At 29.8% G+C, this 17906-nt stretch carries 14 protein-coding genes and 1 other RNA gene; 14 read left to right on the forward strand and 1 reads right to left on the reverse strand.

The window, feature by feature from the left end; translation table 11 throughout:
* Positions 1-63: 63 nt before the first annotated feature.
* The 9 genes from rpoN (at position 64) to rnr (ending at position 12014) form a co-directional block, all read left to right on the forward strand.
* Positions 64-1410, forward strand: a complete 1347-nt coding sequence (rpoN, locus tag ACN6I1_RS00980; protein ID WP_419742410.1) for an RNA polymerase factor sigma-54 — start codon at positions 64-66, stop codon at positions 1408-1410.
* Between the two features lie 144 nt (positions 1411-1554).
* Complete coding sequence (locus ACN6I1_RS00985) at positions 1555-2577, forward strand: sugar-binding transcriptional regulator (RefSeq protein ID WP_114542604.1); 1023 nt, start codon at positions 1555-1557, stop codon at positions 2575-2577.
* Between the two features lie 58 nt (positions 2578-2635).
* The gene (gap, locus tag ACN6I1_RS00990) at positions 2636-3643 is read left to right on the forward strand and encodes a type I glyceraldehyde-3-phosphate dehydrogenase (protein ID WP_021434093.1); all 1008 of its coding nucleotides are present in this window, start codon (positions 2636-2638) and stop codon (positions 3641-3643) included.
* Between the two features lie 239 nt (positions 3644-3882).
* A complete protein-coding gene (locus ACN6I1_RS00995; RefSeq protein WP_114542603.1) occupies positions 3883-5082 on the forward strand; it encodes a phosphoglycerate kinase in 1200 nt (399 codons plus the stop codon).
* A 111-nt stretch (positions 5083-5193) separates the two neighbouring features.
* Complete coding sequence (gene tpiA / locus ACN6I1_RS01000; RefSeq protein ID WP_021430225.1) at positions 5194-5940, forward strand: triose-phosphate isomerase; 747 nt, start codon at positions 5194-5196, stop codon at positions 5938-5940.
* A gap of 15 nt (positions 5941-5955) precedes the next feature.
* Positions 5956-7485, forward strand: coding sequence for a 2,3-bisphosphoglycerate-independent phosphoglycerate mutase (gene gpmI / locus ACN6I1_RS01005; protein WP_220796101.1), 1530 nt, complete (start codon positions 5956-5958; stop codon positions 7483-7485).
* A gap of 109 nt (positions 7486-7594) precedes the next feature.
* A complete protein-coding gene (eno, locus tag ACN6I1_RS01010; RefSeq protein ID WP_021434089.1) occupies positions 7595-8887 on the forward strand; it encodes a phosphopyruvate hydratase in 1293 nt (430 codons plus the stop codon).
* 556 nt (positions 8888-9443) lie between these two features.
* Positions 9444-9665: a preprotein translocase subunit SecG gene (gene secG, locus ACN6I1_RS01015; RefSeq protein ID WP_052169208.1), complete on the forward strand. Its 222-nt coding sequence runs from the start codon at positions 9444-9446 to the stop codon at positions 9663-9665.
* Between the two features lie 210 nt (positions 9666-9875).
* A complete protein-coding gene (gene rnr, locus ACN6I1_RS01020; RefSeq protein WP_419742411.1) occupies positions 9876-12014 on the forward strand; it encodes a ribonuclease R in 2139 nt (712 codons plus the stop codon).
* Positions 12015-12490: 476 nt separating this feature from the next.
* Here rnr and ACN6I1_RS01025 read toward each other — a convergent pair whose 3' ends face one another.
* Positions 12491-12817 (reverse strand): hypothetical protein, encoded by a 327-nt coding sequence (locus ACN6I1_RS01025; protein WP_021430155.1) that lies wholly within the window; start codon positions 12815-12817, stop codon positions 12491-12493.
* A 266-nt stretch (positions 12818-13083) separates the two neighbouring features.
* Between ACN6I1_RS01025 and smpB the strand changes: the two genes are divergently transcribed.
* The 5 genes from smpB (at position 13084) to ACN6I1_RS01050 (ending at position 17807) form a co-directional block, all read left to right on the forward strand.
* Positions 13084-13539, forward strand: a complete 456-nt coding sequence (gene smpB, locus ACN6I1_RS01030) for an SsrA-binding protein SmpB (RefSeq protein ID WP_021430171.1) — start codon at positions 13084-13086, stop codon at positions 13537-13539.
* 126 nt (positions 13540-13665) lie between these two features.
* Positions 13666-14017, forward strand: a transfer-messenger RNA (tmRNA) gene (ssrA, locus tag ACN6I1_RS01035).
* A gap of 73 nt (positions 14018-14090) precedes the next feature.
* Entirely contained in the window at positions 14091-16376 is a 2286-nt protein-coding gene (locus ACN6I1_RS01040; protein WP_419742412.1) for an ATP-binding protein, read from the forward strand.
* A 375-nt stretch (positions 16377-16751) separates the two neighbouring features.
* On the forward strand, positions 16752-16952 hold the full coding sequence (locus ACN6I1_RS01045) for a hypothetical protein (RefSeq protein WP_419742413.1): 201 nt from the start codon (positions 16752-16754) through the stop codon (positions 16950-16952).
* A gap of 18 nt (positions 16953-16970) precedes the next feature.
* Positions 16971-17807: an LPO_1073/Vpar_1526 family protein gene (locus ACN6I1_RS01050; RefSeq protein ID WP_419742414.1), complete on the forward strand. Its 837-nt coding sequence runs from the start codon at positions 16971-16973 to the stop codon at positions 17805-17807.
* The last annotated feature ends 99 nt before the right edge of the window (positions 17808-17906 follow it).

Below are 17906 nucleotides of genomic sequence, written 5' to 3' on the forward strand. Positions count from 1 at the left end.
GTAGAATATATTTATGCGGAAGGGTTTTTTTGGATTGAAAAAATAAAAGCGGGGTGAAAAAATTTGAACTTTAACAACAGGCTAGAATTAACTCAATCTCAAAAGCTGGTGATGACTACACAGCTAAAACAGTCATTAGCAATACTCAATATGAGTAAAGTTGAATTAGAAGAAGAAATAAGAAAAGAATCAGAGGAAAATCCCTTATTAGATATAGAACGAAAAGAAGAAATAGACTGGGAAGCTTATGTGAAAAATATGGACACCGGATATAAAAGAGAAGTAAATTATAATCCAGATAATGATTTGAATTTAGAAAATATGATAAAAGAAGATGTTAATTTATATGAACACTTAAGTCTTCAAATAGGATTATATAAAATTAGCGACTTCGAAAAAGAAGTTTGTAATTACATAATTGATAGCTTAGATGAAGATGGATATCTAAGATTTTCAGAAGAAATAATGTTAAATGAGTTAAAAGAGTTAAATGTAGATGAAACTACATTTTTAGAGTGTTTAGAAAAAGTTCAGCAGCTAGATCCTATAGGAGTTGGGGCTAGAGATTTAGTTGAATGTCTAATCTTACAAATTGAAAATTCAGGAGAATATGATGAAGATTTAATAAATATAATCAAAGAAGATTTGGACTTAATAGCTTCTAATAAAGTTAAGGAAATAAGCAAAAAACATAAGATTCCGATGCAAAGATGTGTTAATTTAGTTCATAAAATCAAGTCATTGGATCCGAGACCGGGTAGATTATGCTGCAGTGAGAAAACGATATACGTGCAACCTGATGTTATAGTTGAAAAAATTGATAATGAGTTTATAGTTTATAAAAATGAAAAAGATTCTTATATGTTAAAGATTAATAATTTTTATAAAGAAGTACTTAGAAATACATCATCAGATAATGATGCTAAAGAATTTATTAAATCAAAATTAAATTCTGCTACTAGCTTAGTAAAAAATATACAAAGCAGAAACCATACAATACTTAAAATTGCAGAAACAATAGTTTCTTGCCAAGAAGAATTTTTTAATAAAGGACCACAATTTATAAAACCACTAAAATTAAAAGATATAGCTCACATAATTGACTGTCATGAATCTACAGTAAGTAGAGGAGTAAATGGAAAATATATGTTAACTCCATTTGGAGTATACGAATTTAAATACTTCTTTAGTAGTGCCATAGAAACACAAAATGACGAAATGGCATCTAGCACCAGCATAAAAAAAATAATAAAGGAAACAATAAAGTCTGAAAATAAGAAGAAACCGTTAAGTGATGAGCAACTATCTAAAATTTTAAAGGAAAGCGGAATTTCAGTAGCTAGACGTACTGTAGCCAAGTACAGAGAAGAGTTAAAGATACCTTCATCTAGTAAAAGAAAAGAGTATTAAAATAATTAAATATAAAAAAATTTTAAAAACTATTGAAATTAATAAGGATTTCCTATAAAATAAAATTAACTTGTGGGACTAAAATATGAACAGGGGACACAAAATGTCCCTGAGATAAGAATTATATTGAAGGAGTAACTTTTAATGAATGACTTAATTAATATACAAAAGAAACTAATTCCACAGGTAATAGAAATCATGGAAAGAAGATATTCTATATTAAGACAGATATCTTTAAGTGAACCAATAGGAAGACGTACATTATCAAATATGCTAGAGATTAGCGAAAGAATAGTTAGATCAGAGACAGAAGTCTTAAAAGAACAAAATCTAATAAATGTAGCCGTTTCAGGAATGACGGTGACAGAAGAAGGATTAGAACTTTTAGATCAACTAAAAGATATTATGAATGATGTTATGGGTCTTTCACAGCTACAACATAAAGTTAAAGAGAAATTAGGAATTAAAAAAGTTATAATTGTTCCTGGTGACTTTGAAAAGAATGAGAGCTTGTTAAAAGATGTAGCAAAACAAGGTGCTGAATACTTCTTAAGTATACTAAAAGACAATAGTGTCGTAGCAGTAACAGGTGGAAGTACTATGCTAGAGTTTGCCAACAGTTTAAAAAGCGACAAAAAATACAATCAAACGACTATAGTTCCTGCTAGAGGAGGAGTCGGAAAAGATGTAGAAACTCAATCGAATAACATAGTAGCTATATTAGGAAAAAAATTAGGAGCACATTACAAATTACTTCATGTACCAGATGAACTAGGTGTAGAAGCAATGAAAACGCTTAGTCTAGAACCAGAAATACACAAAACATTAAATTTTGTTTTAAACACAGACATACTTGTATTTGGAATTGGAAGAGCAGATGAAATGGCTACAAGAAGAAAATTACCAAAAGAGCAAGTCGAAGAAATTTTATCTAAAGGAGCTGTAGGTGAAGCATTTGGATATTATTTCAACAAAAATGGTGAAATAGTATATGAATTAAATACTGTAGGAATAAAATTAGAAACATTTAAATCTGTAAAAAATAACATAGCAATATTTGCAGGATCAAGCAAAGCAGAAGCAGTTACTGCAATATCTAAGTTAAATGATAATATGGTCATAATTACAGATGAACAAAGTGCTTATAAAATATTAGAAGTAAATTAGTTAATAACTAGCAAAGCTAGCTAAATATACACACATTTATATTAGGGAGGCAAACATAATGGTTAAAGTAGCAATTAATGGATTTGGAAGAATAGGTAGATTAGCTCTAAGAAGATTAATGGAGCAAACAGATAAATTTGAAGTAGTAGCAATAAATGACTTAACAGACGCTAAGACATTAGCTCACTTATTCAAATATGATTCAGCTCAAGGAAGATTCAACGGTGAAATAGAAGTTAAAGAAGGAGCTTTCGTAGTTAACGGACAAGAAATAAAAGTTACTGCTGAGAGAAACCCTGCAGACTTACCTTGGAAAGAATTAAACGTTGATATAGTATTAGAGTGTACTGGATTCTTCACTTCTCAAGAAAAAGCTGGTCTTCATTTAGAAGCTGGAGCTAAAAAAGTTGTTATATCAGCACCTGCAACAGGAGACTTAAAAACAGTAGTATTTAACGTTAACCATGATATATTAGATGGAAGCGAAACAGTTATATCAGGGGCTTCTTGTACAACTAACTGTTTAGCACCAATGGCTAAAACTTTAAATGATAAATTCGGATTACAAAAAGGATTCATGACTACAATACATGCATACACTAATGACCAAAATACTTTAGATGGTCCTCATGCTAAAGGAGATTTAAGAAGAGCTAGAGCTGCTGCTGCTAATATAGTTCCTAACACTACAGGAGCTGCAAAAGCTATCGGTTTAGTTATACCAGAATTAAAAGGTAAATTAGACGGAGGAGCTCAAAGAGTTCCAGTTATAACTGGTTCTTTAACTGAATTAGTTTGTACATTAGATAAAAAAGTAACTGTAGAAGAAATAAATGCTGAAATGCAAGCTGCAGCTAATGAATCTTTCGGATACACTGAAGAGCCATTAGTATCTTCAGACATAGTAGGAATAGAGTTCGGATCATTATTCGATGCAACTCAAACAAAAGTTATGGAAGTAAACGGAGAGCAATTAGTTAAAGTTGTTTCTTGGTATGACAATGAAATGTCTTACACTTCTCAATTAATAAGAACTTTAGGATACTTCGCTAACTTAGCTAAGTAATTCGTATAAATAAAAATATACAGGCTTTAAAAAAGTCCGGGTTTGTAGTTTAACACTACGGGCTCTGGACTTTTTTACGATTATAGATCGTACTAGACAAAAATTTGATTATAAATCAGCAAAAATAAGTATATCAAGAAAAGCAAATTTTTCTATAAATGTGACATACTTTATTGGTCAAAAAGCATAAATGTGATATACTGATTTGTGGAAAACATTTTTTGAGAGGAGATAGTACCATGTCAATGCTTAATAAGAAAACGATAGAAGATATAAATGTGTGTGGTAAAAGAGTTTTAGTTAGATGTGACTTCAACGTACCTTTAAAGGATGGGGTTATAACTGATGAAAATAGATTAAACGGAGCTATGCCTACTATAAAATACTTAGTAGACAACGGAGCAAAAGTTATATTATGCTCTCACTTAGGAAAACCAAAAGGTGAAGCTAAGCCAGAATTATCTTTAGCACCAGTAGCTAAAAGATTATCTGAAATGTTAGGTAAAGAAGTAGTATTTGCAGCTGACGAAAATGTTGTAGGGGAAAATGCAAAAACTGCTGTAGAAAAAATGGAAAACGGAGATATAGTATTATTAGAAAATACTAGATATAGAAAAGAAGAAACTAAAAATGAAGAAAACTTCTCTAAAGAGTTAGCTTCATTAGCTGAAATATTTGTAAATGATGCATTCGGAACTGCTCATAGAGCTCACTGTTCAACAGTTGGAGCTGGAGAGTTCTTAAATGAAAAAGTTTGCGGATACTTAATACAAAAAGAATTAAAGTTCTTAGGAGAAGCTGTAGCTAATCCAGTAAGACCTTTCACTGCTATATTAGGAGGAGCAAAAGTTTCTGATAAGATAGCTGTTATAAATGAATTATTAGAAAAAGTAGACAACCTAATAATAGGTGGAGGAATGGCTTACACATTCTTAAAAGCTCAAGGATACCAAATAGGAACTTCATTAGTTGAAGAAGACAAGGTAGAATACGCTAAAGAAATGATGGAAAAAGCAAAAGCTAAAGGTGTTAAATTATTATTACCAGTAGATAATGCTGTTGCTGATAAATTTGCAGATGTTGCTCCAGTTATAACTGAAGATGCAAACATACCAGAAGGATTCATGGGACTAGATATAGGACCAAAAACTATAGAAGAATACGTGAATACAGTAAATGCTTCTAAAACAATAGTATGGAATGGACCTATGGGAGTTTTCGAATTTGAAAACTTTGCAAAAGGAACATTAGCTGTTGCTAAAACTATGGCAGCTTTAGAAAATGCTACAACAGTAATAGGTGGAGGAGACTCTGCTGCAGCTGTTAACCAATTAGGATTTGGAGATAAGATGACTCACGTTTCTACAGGTGGAGGAGCTTCTCTAGAATTCTTAGAAGGTAAAGACTTACCAGGTATATCAGCATTAGACAATAAATAGGCCTTAAATTTTATCAATAATTATATATAGCTTGCAGTAGATAAAATTGATTTTATCTACTGCAAGCAAAAAAAGTACTATATTCAATTTATAGTAATGGAGGAAGTAAAAATGAGAAAACCTATAATAGCAGGAAACTGGAAAATGCACAAAACTATAGCAGAAGCTGTAGAGTTTGTTAATGAGATAAAAGGAAAAGTAAATAATACAGATGTAGAGGCAGTTATATGTGCTCCTTTCACTTTATTAAAAGATTTAAAGGAAGCTACAAAAGGAACTCCTATAAAAATAGGTGCTCAAAATATGCACTATGCAGATAATGGAGCATTTACAGGAGAAATATCTGCACCTATGTTAAAAGAATTAGATATAGATTATGTAGTATTAGGACATTCTGAAAGAAGACAATACTTCAATGAAACTAACGAAACAGTAAACAAGAAAGTATTAAAAGCTTTAGAAGCTGGAATAGATCCAATATTATGTATAGGTGAAACTTTAGAAGAAAGAGAAGCAGATAAAACTAAAGATGTTTGCAAAGTTCAAACTGAAAAAGCTTTAGAAAATGTAACTGCAGAAGATATGAAAAAAGTTGTTATAGCTTACGAGCCAATATGGGCTATAGGAACTGGAAAAACTGCAACTGCTGAGCAAGCTAACGATGTAATAGCATACGTTAGAGAAGTAGTTAAAGGATTATACGGAGAAGAAATATCAGAAGAAGTAAGAATACAATACGGAGGAAGTGTAAAACCTTCTAATGTATCAGAAATAATGAACCAAACTGATATAGATGGAGCTTTAGTTGGTGGAGCTAGTCTACAACCAGCTGACTTCACAGAACTTGTTAATTTCTAAGGAGTGAAAAAAGACATGAAAAAACCAGTAGCATTAATAATAATGGACGGTTTTGGATGTAGTGAAGTAAAGATAGGAAATGCAGTAGCAAGTGCAAAAACTCCTAACTTAGACAAATTACATGAAAACTACCCTCATACTTTAATACAAGCTAGTGGTCTTGATGTTGGTCTTCCAGATGGACAAATGGGTAACTCAGAAGTTGGGCACACAAACATCGGAGCAGGAAGAATAGTATATCAAGATTTAACTAGAGTTAGTAAGGCAATAGAAGATGGAGAACTTTTCAAAAATGATGTCTTATTAGAAGCAATGAAAAATGGGAAAGAACATTCACTTCATTTAATGGGATTAGTATCTAATGGAGGAGTTCATTCACATATAGACCATTTAAAAGCGTTAATAAAAATGGCTAAAGAAAATGGTGTTGAAAATGTATATGTTCATGCATTCACAGATGGTAGAGACACTGATCCAAAGAGTGCTTTAACATTCATCGAAGATGTTGAAAAATACATGCAAGAAGTAGGAGTGGGGAAATTTGCATCAGTATCTGGGAGATACTATGCTATGGATAGAGATAAAAGATGGGAAAGAATACAACTAGCTTATGAAGCTATGGTTGATGGAAAAGGCGAAACTGCTACTTCTGCAAAAGAAGCAGTAGAAAAAGCTTATAAAGAAAATAAGACTGATGAATTCGTACTACCAACTGTAATAGTTGAAGACGGAAACCCAGTAGGTCTTATAAAAGAAAATGACTCTATAATATTTGGTAACTTTAGACCAGATAGAGCAAGACAAATAACAAGAGCATTAGTTTGCGATGAATTTGTTGGATTTGAAAGACCATGTATGAAAACTTACTTTGTTTGTTTAACTACATATGACATAACTATAAAAAATGTGCACGTAGCATTCAAACCACAAAGCTTAGAAAATACATTAGGAGAATATTTAGCTGAAAATGGTAAGACTCAATTAAGAGCTGCTGAAACAGAAAAATATGCTCATGTTACTTTCTTCTTTAATGGTGGAGTTGAAGAACCAAACAAAGGTGAAGATAGATTGTTAGTACCATCTCCAAAGGTTGCAACATATGATTTACAACCTGAAATGAGTGCTGATGAATTAACAGAAAAAATGTTAAAAGCTATAGATGAAGATAAATATGACTTTATAGTACTAAACTATGCTAACCCAGATATGGTTGGACATACTGGAGTTATAGAAGCAGCAGTTAAGGCTGTAGAGGAAGTTGATAAATGTGTTGGACAAGTTACAAATAAAGTTTTAGAAAAAGGTGGAGTAGCTTTAATAACAGCTGACCATGGTAATGCAGAATTAATGCAAGATCCAGAAACTAAAACAACTATAACTGCGCACTCAACTAACCCAGTACCATTTATGGTTGTTGGTGATGAATACAAGTCTTCTAAACTTAGAGAAGGTGGAAGATTATCTGATATAGCACCAACTGTACTTGACATAATGAATTTACAAAAACCAGAAGAAATGACTGGAGATTCATTAATACAAAAGTAATGTAATTTTACAAAAGATTACATTAAATACTATTAATTACCAATATTTATAATATAATATAGATATATATTTAAAACTTTAATATATAAACTTGAAAGGAGACATAATTATGTCATTAATCGATTTAGTATACGCTAGAGAAGTATTAGATTCAAGAGGAAACCCAACTGTAGAGGTTGAAGTAGTATTAGAAAGTGGAGTAACTGGTAGAGCTATAGTTCCATCAGGAGCATCAACAGGAGCTTTCGAAGCAGTTGAGTTAAGAGATGGAGATAAAGGAAGATACTTAGGAAAAGGTGTTGAGAAAGCTGTTGACAACGTTAACGAAATAATAGCACCTGAATTAGAAGGTATGGATGCAACAGACCAACCTGGAATAGATGGATTATTAATAGAATTAGATGGAACTCCAAACAAAGGTAAATTAGGAGCAAACGCTATATTAGGTGTTTCTATGGCTGTAGCTAGAGCTGCTGCTGAAGAAGTTGGTTTACCATTATTCCAATACATAGGTGGAGTAAACGCTAAGCAATTACCAGTTCCAATGATGAACATACTAAACGGTGGAGAGCATGCTGATAATAACGTAGACGTTCAAGAGTTCATGATATTACCAGTAGGTGCTAAATCTTTCAGAGAAGGATTAAGAATGGGAGCAGAAGTATTCCATTCATTAAAGAAAGTTTTAGGTGAAAATGGATTAGCTTGTGGTGTTGGTGACGAGGGTGGATTCGCTCCAAACTTAGATTCAAACAGAGCTGCTTTAGAATTAATAGTTGAAGCTATATCAAAAGCTGGATACGAGCCAGGAAAAGACGTTATGTTAGGACTTGACGTTGCTGCTACAGAAATGTACAACAAAGAAACTAAAAAATACGTTTTAGCTGGAGAAGGAAAAGAATTAACTTCTGCTGAAATGGTTGATTTATATGAAGATTGGGCTAACAACTTCCCTATAATAACTATAGAAGATGGATTAGACGAAGAAGATTGGGATGGATGGAAAGTATTAACTGACAGATTAGGAAACAAATTACAATTAGTTGGAGACGACTTATTTGTTACTAATACTGAAAGATTAGAAAGAGGAATAGAAGCTGGTGTAGCAAACTCTATATTAGTAAAAGTTAACCAAATAGGTACTTTAACTGAGACTTTAGATGCTATAGAAATGGCTAAGAGAGCTGGATACACTGCAGTTATATCTCATAGATCTGGAGAAACTGAAGATACTACTATAGCTGATTTAGCAGTAGCTGTAAATGCTGGTCAAATAAAAACTGGTGCTCCATCAAGAACTGATAGAGTTGCTAAGTACAACCAATTATTAAGAATAGAAGAGATGGTAGGGGAGTCTGCTAGATACTGCGGATTAAACTCATTCTATAACTTAAAGAAATAACCTCAAATTATATAGATAAATGCTAAAAAAGAGTCTTAGTTTACTAAGGCTCTTTTCAGTTTTATAACCTTTTAGAGGGTCCTCGGGTGTATGTATAAGTTTTGCTCCTAAAGCTAGAAAGAAGCTTTAAAAGTCGCTAAAACTTATACATGCACCCTTCGGACATTTTGGAAAAAACTTAAAAAACTGAAAAGATGCTTTAAAGGGCGCTGAAACTAACATATTAACCCTTCGGACATTTGTGAGATGAAAAGAAGTTTCGTTTCCAAAGCTAGAAAGAAGCTTTAAAGGGCGTTGAAACGTATAGATTACCCATTCGTACGTAAAAGGTAGCGTGTGGCTCCTAAAGCCAAAAATAAGCTTTAAAAGTCGATAAAACTAAGATATTAAACCTTCGGATATTTATGAGAGAAAAAAGAAAGTTTTGTATCAGGATTATTGTGGTTAAGATTGGGTAATAATACAACAAGATTGACTTTATAACTTGAATGTAGTATATTATTATGCTACACTAAAATTATGCTATATTAGTGATTATAAATGTAGGAGGATAGCTATGTTTAATGTATTAATGGGAGTACAGGTAGTAATATCTATAATTTTAGTAGTAAGTATATTACCACAAGATACTAAGAGTGCTGTACCTACTGAATTTGGTGGAGAGGGAACTCAAAGTTACTTTAAACCAAAAGGGAAAGAAGCATTTTTAGCAAGAGTAACTAAAATAAGTGCAGTATTATTTTTCTTAAATGCTATGGCAATACTTTTAGTTAAATAATAAAATTGAATTTATTTTACACATAAGATGACAATTACGATTTAACGTAATTGTTTTTTATTATCATATAAAACAGAATTTACCATTATAACCATTTAATGATATAATTTATGGATAATTAATCTTATTGTAATTTATATAAATAAAATGGGAAAAATATTTAGTAAAAGCATAGAATAAAGTAATAACTAAATTAATAGGAGGAAAACAATGGGTGAAGAATTAAAACAAAAATTGTTGGGACTTATATCAGAAGCAGCATACAATCCTCTAAAAAAAGAAGAATTAGCAATGATATTTGATATACATCATACAGAAATGCCTATGTTCTACAACTTTTTAGATGAATTAGTAGAATCAGGGTATTTAATACTTACTAAAAAAGGGAAATACACATCTCCAAACCAGATGGGACTTTTTGTAGGTAAGCTAGTATCTCATAAAAAAGGATTTGGATTTGTAGAATCTGATGAAGAGTATACGCAAGATTTATTTATACCTGCTGATAGTCTTAATGGAGCAATGCATAATGATAGAGTTATAGCTGAGATCACAACTCCAGCAACTGATGAAAAAAGAGCAGAAGGTAGAATTATAAAAGTTGTAGAAAGAGCTATAACTGATGTTGTAGGAACTTTCCAAGAAAGTAAAAACTTTGGATTTGTCTTACCAGACAATAAGAAGTTTAATAAAGATATATTTATACCTAAGAAGTTTTTCAATGGAGCTAGAGGAAATGACAAAGTAGTTTGTAGAATAACTCAATGGCCAACAGAAGATAGAAAACCAGAAGGTAAAATAATAGAAATATTAGGGCAAAAAGGGGACAGATATGTTGAGATAGCATCTGTAATAAGAGAACATGGTCTTCCTGAAGAATTCCCTAAAAAGGTATTAGATGAAGCTGAAAAAGTAGCTATCGAAATACCACAAGAAGAAATAGATAGAAGATTAGATATAAGAGATATGAATATATTCACTATAGATGGTGAAGATGCTAAAGACTTAGATGACGCTGTATCTATAGAAGTATTAGATAATGGAAACTATAAATTAGGAGTTCATATAGCTGACGTTACTCATTATGTAAAAGAAAAGAGTAAGTTAGATAAAGAAGCTTTAAAAAGAGCAACTTCTGTTTATTTAGTTGATAAGGTAATACCTATGTTACCTAAAACTTTATCTAATGGAGTATGTAGTTTAAATCCGTTTGAAGATAAGCTTACATTATCAGTATTTATGGAAATAAACCATAAAGGTGAAGTAGTTAAGCATGATATAAAAGAAACTATAATAAATTCAAAAGCTAGAATGACTTATACAGAAGTATCAGATATTCTTGAAAAAGATGATGAGAAACTTAAAAAGACATTTGCTAAGGTAGCTGATGATTTCTTCACTGCTGAAAAGCTAGCTAGAATATTAATGAAGAGAAGAGAAAAGCGTGGGGCTATAGATTTTGATTTCCCTGAAGCTAAGATAATATTAAATAATGATGGCGATGTTGTTGATATAGTACAATATGAAAGAAGAATATCTAACAGAATAATAGAAGAGTTCATGTTAATAACAAATGAAACTGTAGCAGAACATTTCTTCTGGTTAAATATGCCTTTTGTTTATAGAGTTCATGAGACTCCTGCACATGAGAAGATAGAAACTTTAAATAAGTTTATATCTACTTTTGGATATGTTATAAAAGGAGATTTAGAAAGTGTTCATCCTAAAGCATTACAAGGTATAATAGAGCAAATACATGGTAAGACAGAAGAAAAAGCTATAAGTACTATCATGTTACGTTCTTTAAAACAAGCTAGATATTCACCTGAGTGTGTAGGTCACTTTGGATTAGCTGCTCAATATTATTCTCACTTTACTTCACCTATAAGAAGATATCCAGACTTACAAATTCATAGAATTATAAAAGAGTTCTTAAACGGTAAGATAAGTCAAAAGAGACAAGATCAATTAGCTCAAATAGTTGATTATGCTTCTACTCAATCATCAGAAAGAGAAAGAGAAGCAGAGCTTGCTGAAAGAGATGTTAAAGATATTTATAAAGCTAGATATATGGAAGATAGAGTTGGAGCAGAGTTTGTAGGTATTGTTTCAAGTGTAACTTCTTTTGGTATGTTTATCGAGTTAGATAATACTGTTGAAGGTTTAGTTAGACTTGCAGATATGAATGATGATTATTATATATTTGATGAGAATACTTTTACTATTTTAGGTGAGAGAACTAAGAAAATGTATAGAATTGGTGATGTTGTTAAGATTAAAGTTGAAAAAGTTAATGTGGATTTTAAAGAGATAGACTTTAAACTTCTAGGGAAGATAGAACAAGAGTAATTGAAGTGGGAGAGTTTGGATTATTATTTACTTCACACAAAGACCTGAAGATCTCGGTCTTTAAGTGTTACGTAAACAACAATTCCAAACTCTCCCTTTTTGTAATTAATCTTTATTTGGAGGGTGAATGGGATTTAAGTATTTCAGAAATAACAAATCCGAACTCTCCCTCATTTTATGATTGTGATGATTTTTTTGCACATAGTGTTATGTATGTTAGTGATACTCTTAGGATTATATACGCCGGTATTAGGTAGTAGTATATATCCAAGTGTTTGTTTACTATTAAGATGATACTTAATAATATGTAGAATAATAAGTCTACGAAGTCTGTTACGTTTAGTACTTTTCTATATAGAATTTCTGGGAAATTTGATGTACTTCTAATTTCTTTCGAAAAGTTATTTTTAATTGATTTAAATGTATCATTTAAAATTTTAAGTATGATTATTAAAAATAGTATCCGTGGTAATACGCTAATTTGATTCACCTACTTTCTTTGAGATTGTTTCAAATACCTTAGCTGCTATTATTTTAAGTCCTGCAAATACAAAAAAAGTAATGAAAAATATTAATATAAAAAACTTACTATCTCTTAATGATAGTATTGTTATTCCTAAATATGATATATCTTCTAATACAAATAAGGATTTGTAGCATTTAGCTGCTTTTTTAGCTAAATCCTCATATTTTAATTTTTCTATTATGTCTTTTTCTATTTGGAATGTATTCATTGTAGCTAAATCATATAGATTTTTTGTACAATAAAGAATAAGCAGTAAAGCGCATAGTTTTGAAACCATAATTTTTTAACCTCTTTTTAACATTTTGGTAAAAGAGTAGCATAATTGGGTATAAGTTGTATATAAGGATGGACTAACATTGGAAATTTTGGGAGTGAAATGTTATTGATTTTATATACTATGTGTAATATATAGTATGCTTATTACATATAATACTAGTGCATCAAGTTTTAAGTTAACTCGATATTTGTGAGTATTGACTAGTATGGTTATATATGGTATATTTTAAGGTAATTAATGAAGGATAAGGATAAGAGGTGATTTGTATGGCAGGTGTTAAGGTTTTAGCTACTAATAGAAAAGCAAGACATGAGTATTTTATAGAAGAAACTTATGAATGTGGTATCGAATTAAAGGGTACTGAAGTTAAGTCTATTAGACAAGGTAAACTTAACTTAGCTGAAGGATATGCTTCTGTTGATAATTCAGAGGTATTTTTAAAACAAGTTCATATAAGTCCATACGAACAAGGAAACATATTTAATGTGGATCCTCTTAGAGTAAGAAAATTATTACTTCATAAACATGAAATAAGAAAGCTTATAGGGGCTACAACTATAAAAGGTTATGCTTTAATTCCTTTAAGTGTTTATCTTAAAAATGGTAAAGTTAAAGTTGAACTTGCTTTAGCAAAAGGTAAAAAATTATATGATAAACGCCAAGACTTAGCTAAGAAAGATGCTAATAGACGTATTGAAAGAGAGCTGTCTGGTAGATACTAGATACAATTCCAATGAGATAATATTGCTTTTAAGTTTAAAAAGTTTTATTATATATATAACAACTTAATATTGATTAATGGTGAAAAAAGTTTGCGATAGAAAGTCTCAGGACTATAAAACAACCACGGGGGCGTAATGGTTTCGACGTGGGTTTGGCACTTGAGGCTGCGTGTCGTGTTACTCTGGGTCACGTAAAAACTGGGGAACTTAAAATAAACGCAAACGATAATTACGCTTTAGCAGCATAATGACTGCTCGTCCCGCCTAAGCCCTCCTGCCGGCCAGGCCTGGACGTCATTTATGCAGGGAACTACTTTCGGGGTGTCTCGACCGAGAGTGGACTAATTGGGACTGGTCAATCACAGAGCCTGCCACTGTGCGATGTGTGCGACGAGATTTAAAAATCAGATGGCTACGCACGTAGACGCAGCGAGGAAAGGACTTGCGGACAGGGGTTCGACTCCCCTCGTCTCCACCATTGAAATAATAAGAAAAGCATTATCTTAAAGATAATGCTTTTCTTACGTAAAGAATTAATATCAGGGGGAAATATGGGCAAAATACAGATTGATTTGAAAAAATTAACAAATATTAAAAATGAAACAATTAATAATGAATTTATCAATAGTGATGCAGAAAAAATAATAGACCAGCTAAAACAACATATAAACAGTGGAAATAATAGTTGCTTCTTGGTTTCAGGATATAGAGGAACAGGCAAAACTAGTGCTATTGAAAGTCTTGAAAAAAAAATGGATGATGATCATATGCTTTTTATAAAGTTGAATATATCTAAATATGAAGAACATTGTTATATAATGAGAAAACTAATACGAGAGATTTATAGAGAGTATACTTCTAAAAATAAATATACTTCTTTTAATATAAAAAACATATTAGATAAAAAGTATTGGGAAAAATACAAAAATAAAAAAAGAACTAGGAAAAAGGAATCTGACTTTAGAAAAAGAATTGAATTACTATATGATAGAACATTTAACGAAATAGTTAATACTAATATAACCAAGGATACATCTATTTTTTCGGCGAATTTTACCAAAGAATCGAATATAAAAAACTTGATTGAACTTATATTTTCTATAGTTACTATAGTGTTTACTATAAATTATAATTTTAAATATAGGTGGATGAAAGACATATTTAAAATTATAAGTATAATTTGGATTCCAATATCAACTTTAAAAATAATGATTAAAATATCGCATGAATTAAGTATTTCAAAGGAGATAAGTAGGAAATCTTTATATGACGACGAAATCGCAGAGTTACAATTAATAGATATTTTAAAGGAACTAAATAAATTAGAGTATAAGGTTATTATAGTCTTGGATGAGCTAGATAAAATAGAAAATGAAGATAATATTAATAAAATACTTTCTGAGTTTAAACCATTATTAATATCTGATTTAGCGACATTTATTGTTATATCCGGACAAAAATTATATTATCAATTATCAAACTCTAGCATTATAGATGATTCATTAATATCGAATATATTTTCAAAAACAATTCATACACCTTTAGCATCCTATAATATGCTTAGTGAATTATTTAGCAATTGTATTATAGAGTTAGATATAGATGATGATACGAAAAAGAAATATATTGATTCTGTAATATTAAGATCAAATACTACAATAAGATTATTTATAAATATAATTTCTCAAGATATAACGTGGGATGAAAATAAATCGTATATACATATAGATACTGATAATATAGGAAAGTTTGAAACAGATTCTAAAATATTAAAGGCGGTTAATGCTGTAGTTAAAGAAAATATAAATACATCTAATGATTTAGATACAGCGATTAAAGATTTTTTTATATGTCAGTTATATTTATGGGTAAAGAAAATGAAATTAATTGATAAAGTTAAATTCCATATAAAAGATATTTTAAATTTTGAACAAGATTATAGTGGAATATATCCTAGGTGGTGTGAATTTCAATTAAATGTTTTATTAAACAATTTACTTGAAAATCTAGTAAATAATGAGGAAATAATGGAAAAATATGAACAAGGAAATGATGATGAAAAGGTAATTTTGTATAAATGGATTGATGGTATAGCTATTAATGAAGAGTCCGACATTGAAAAAATTGCAAAGATAAAAATTAACTTTATAGATGAGTTTATAATAATGGAAAAATATTGTAGAGAGATATGTACAGTAATTGATAAAAACAATTATAGGATGCCTTTTAATCAAATGATTACAAAAATGCTTGAATTGAAAATTATAGATAAAAATATTTATGGTGAGTTAAAGAATTATGCTTATTTGAGGAATAGGATAGTCCACGGGGAATATATAGAAAATATAAAAGAACATGATACAAGAATGAGTAATATGATTAGTATAATAATAGAAAAATATTCATATCATATATGTAAAAAATATTTAGAGGATAAAGGATACACGTTACAATACAATAATGATATGAATTTAGGTGTTGATTTTATTGCAAAGAATGATGATGTAAATAAAGAAGATATATTAATAGAAGTTAAATACATAAGATATTTATCTAAAGTTAGAAGTAAACAATTAATTAATAAGTTATTATCAATTACAAATGGATATGATTATAAAAAACAGTTTAAATTAGTAGCTTTAATATATACTGAAGAACGAATAAATGAACAAACTAACTATATAGATAAGAAATTTAGAGATGAAAACTTAAATACTATATACATATCTAATCTTTTAAAATTAAATATAGATAGTTGTTTTAATAATATACTCGATACAGAAAATGATGATATAATTAATGATGAAATAGCTATATCAATAGAATCATTAATTTAGAAATTTTAAATATTAATATAATCGTGGGTATTATTCCTAAGAATCTTCTAACAATTGGAATCCACGAAAACACATTGACAAATTTGTCAATGTGTTTTTTAATTTGTAAAAATATGGTAAAATTGTGTAGTGTTAATTTATGATATAGAATAAATTGTATACACGTTAAAACGGACTTAATATATATAAATGAAAATAATATGGAGTATTTAATGAAACTTATAGATAAACTTAGTATTCCAATAGAAAATATAGTGTCTAGTAAGGATTAAAAAAATATCAAGACTTTATTAAATTTACCAAAAATGAATTTAATTTGATAGTATAAGTTATACAAACTATGGCTTTTAAATGATAATAGAGGAGTAAATGTAAATGGTAGATTGGATTATATCGAATAAAGAGTGGTTTTTAAGTGGATTAGGGATATTAATTATAACTTCAATAGGGAGTGTTATAAAGTTTATATTAGGAAAAAATAAAGATTCTAGCAATGGCAATGGAGGATTTAATCAGAGACAAAAAGGGGGAAAAGGATCTACAAATATTCAAATAGGACAGATAAATAAAAAATAATGAGGGGAGTTTATAAAATTGGAAACTATCAAACAGGAGCAAAAAGGTGGAAAAGAATCGACTAATATCCAAGTTGCAAATGTAAACAATTTTCAAGGCATAGGATATAATGATGTTAAATGTATATGTAGAGATTTATTTGAACAAAATTTTATAACATTAAAAAATGAAGCACTAGAAGTAGTACAAGAGAGAATTGAAATATTTAATAATAAATACATAGATAAATTAATAGATGAAAAAATTGAAAATATAAGTGAATTGAAGAAACCGGATATGCAATTTGTATTATATGAAGCTCAGAAAAGTTATGCTAGAAATGGAGGCAATAATTTATTAGAAATTTTAGTAAGTATTCTAGCAGAGAGAACGAAAGAAAGTAATGAAAGTTTATTAAATCTAAATTATAATGAAGCACTAACCATAATACCTAAAATTACATCTGAACAAATGGATTTGCTTACATTGGTATTTTTATTAAGGTATACGTGCAATAATTCAGTAAAATGCGAAGAAACCCTAAAATCATATCTAAAAACATATATACTTCCATTTTCTGATATTAGCAATATAAAAAATAGTACATTAAAATATATGACATACTTAGGGTGCGGAAATGTTTTAGTAGGGGATAAGTTAGAGTTGATATTAAGTAAGACATACCCAGAAGTTTTTGAAAATAAAAATATAAAGCAGTATATGATAAACTTAGTTCCAGAGATAGGTAAAGTTTTTGGAATTTGGGATGGTAGTGAATTACATTGTTTTGATTTAACAAGTATAGGAATTTTAATAGGACATGCTAATTTAAAGATGAAAACAGGAATTAATCCAAATTTATCGATTTGGATTTAGATGCAAAAATATTGATATAATTAAATTAACATCATTGAAGGACAAGCTAGAATGGTATTTGTAAAATTAAAGATAATTTATATATCGAATATAATTGTA

It is taken from the genome of Paraclostridium dentum (assembly GCF_048568265.1).
GTDB classification, from domain to species: domain Bacteria; phylum Bacillota; class Clostridia; order Peptostreptococcales; family Peptostreptococcaceae; genus Paraclostridium; species Paraclostridium dentum.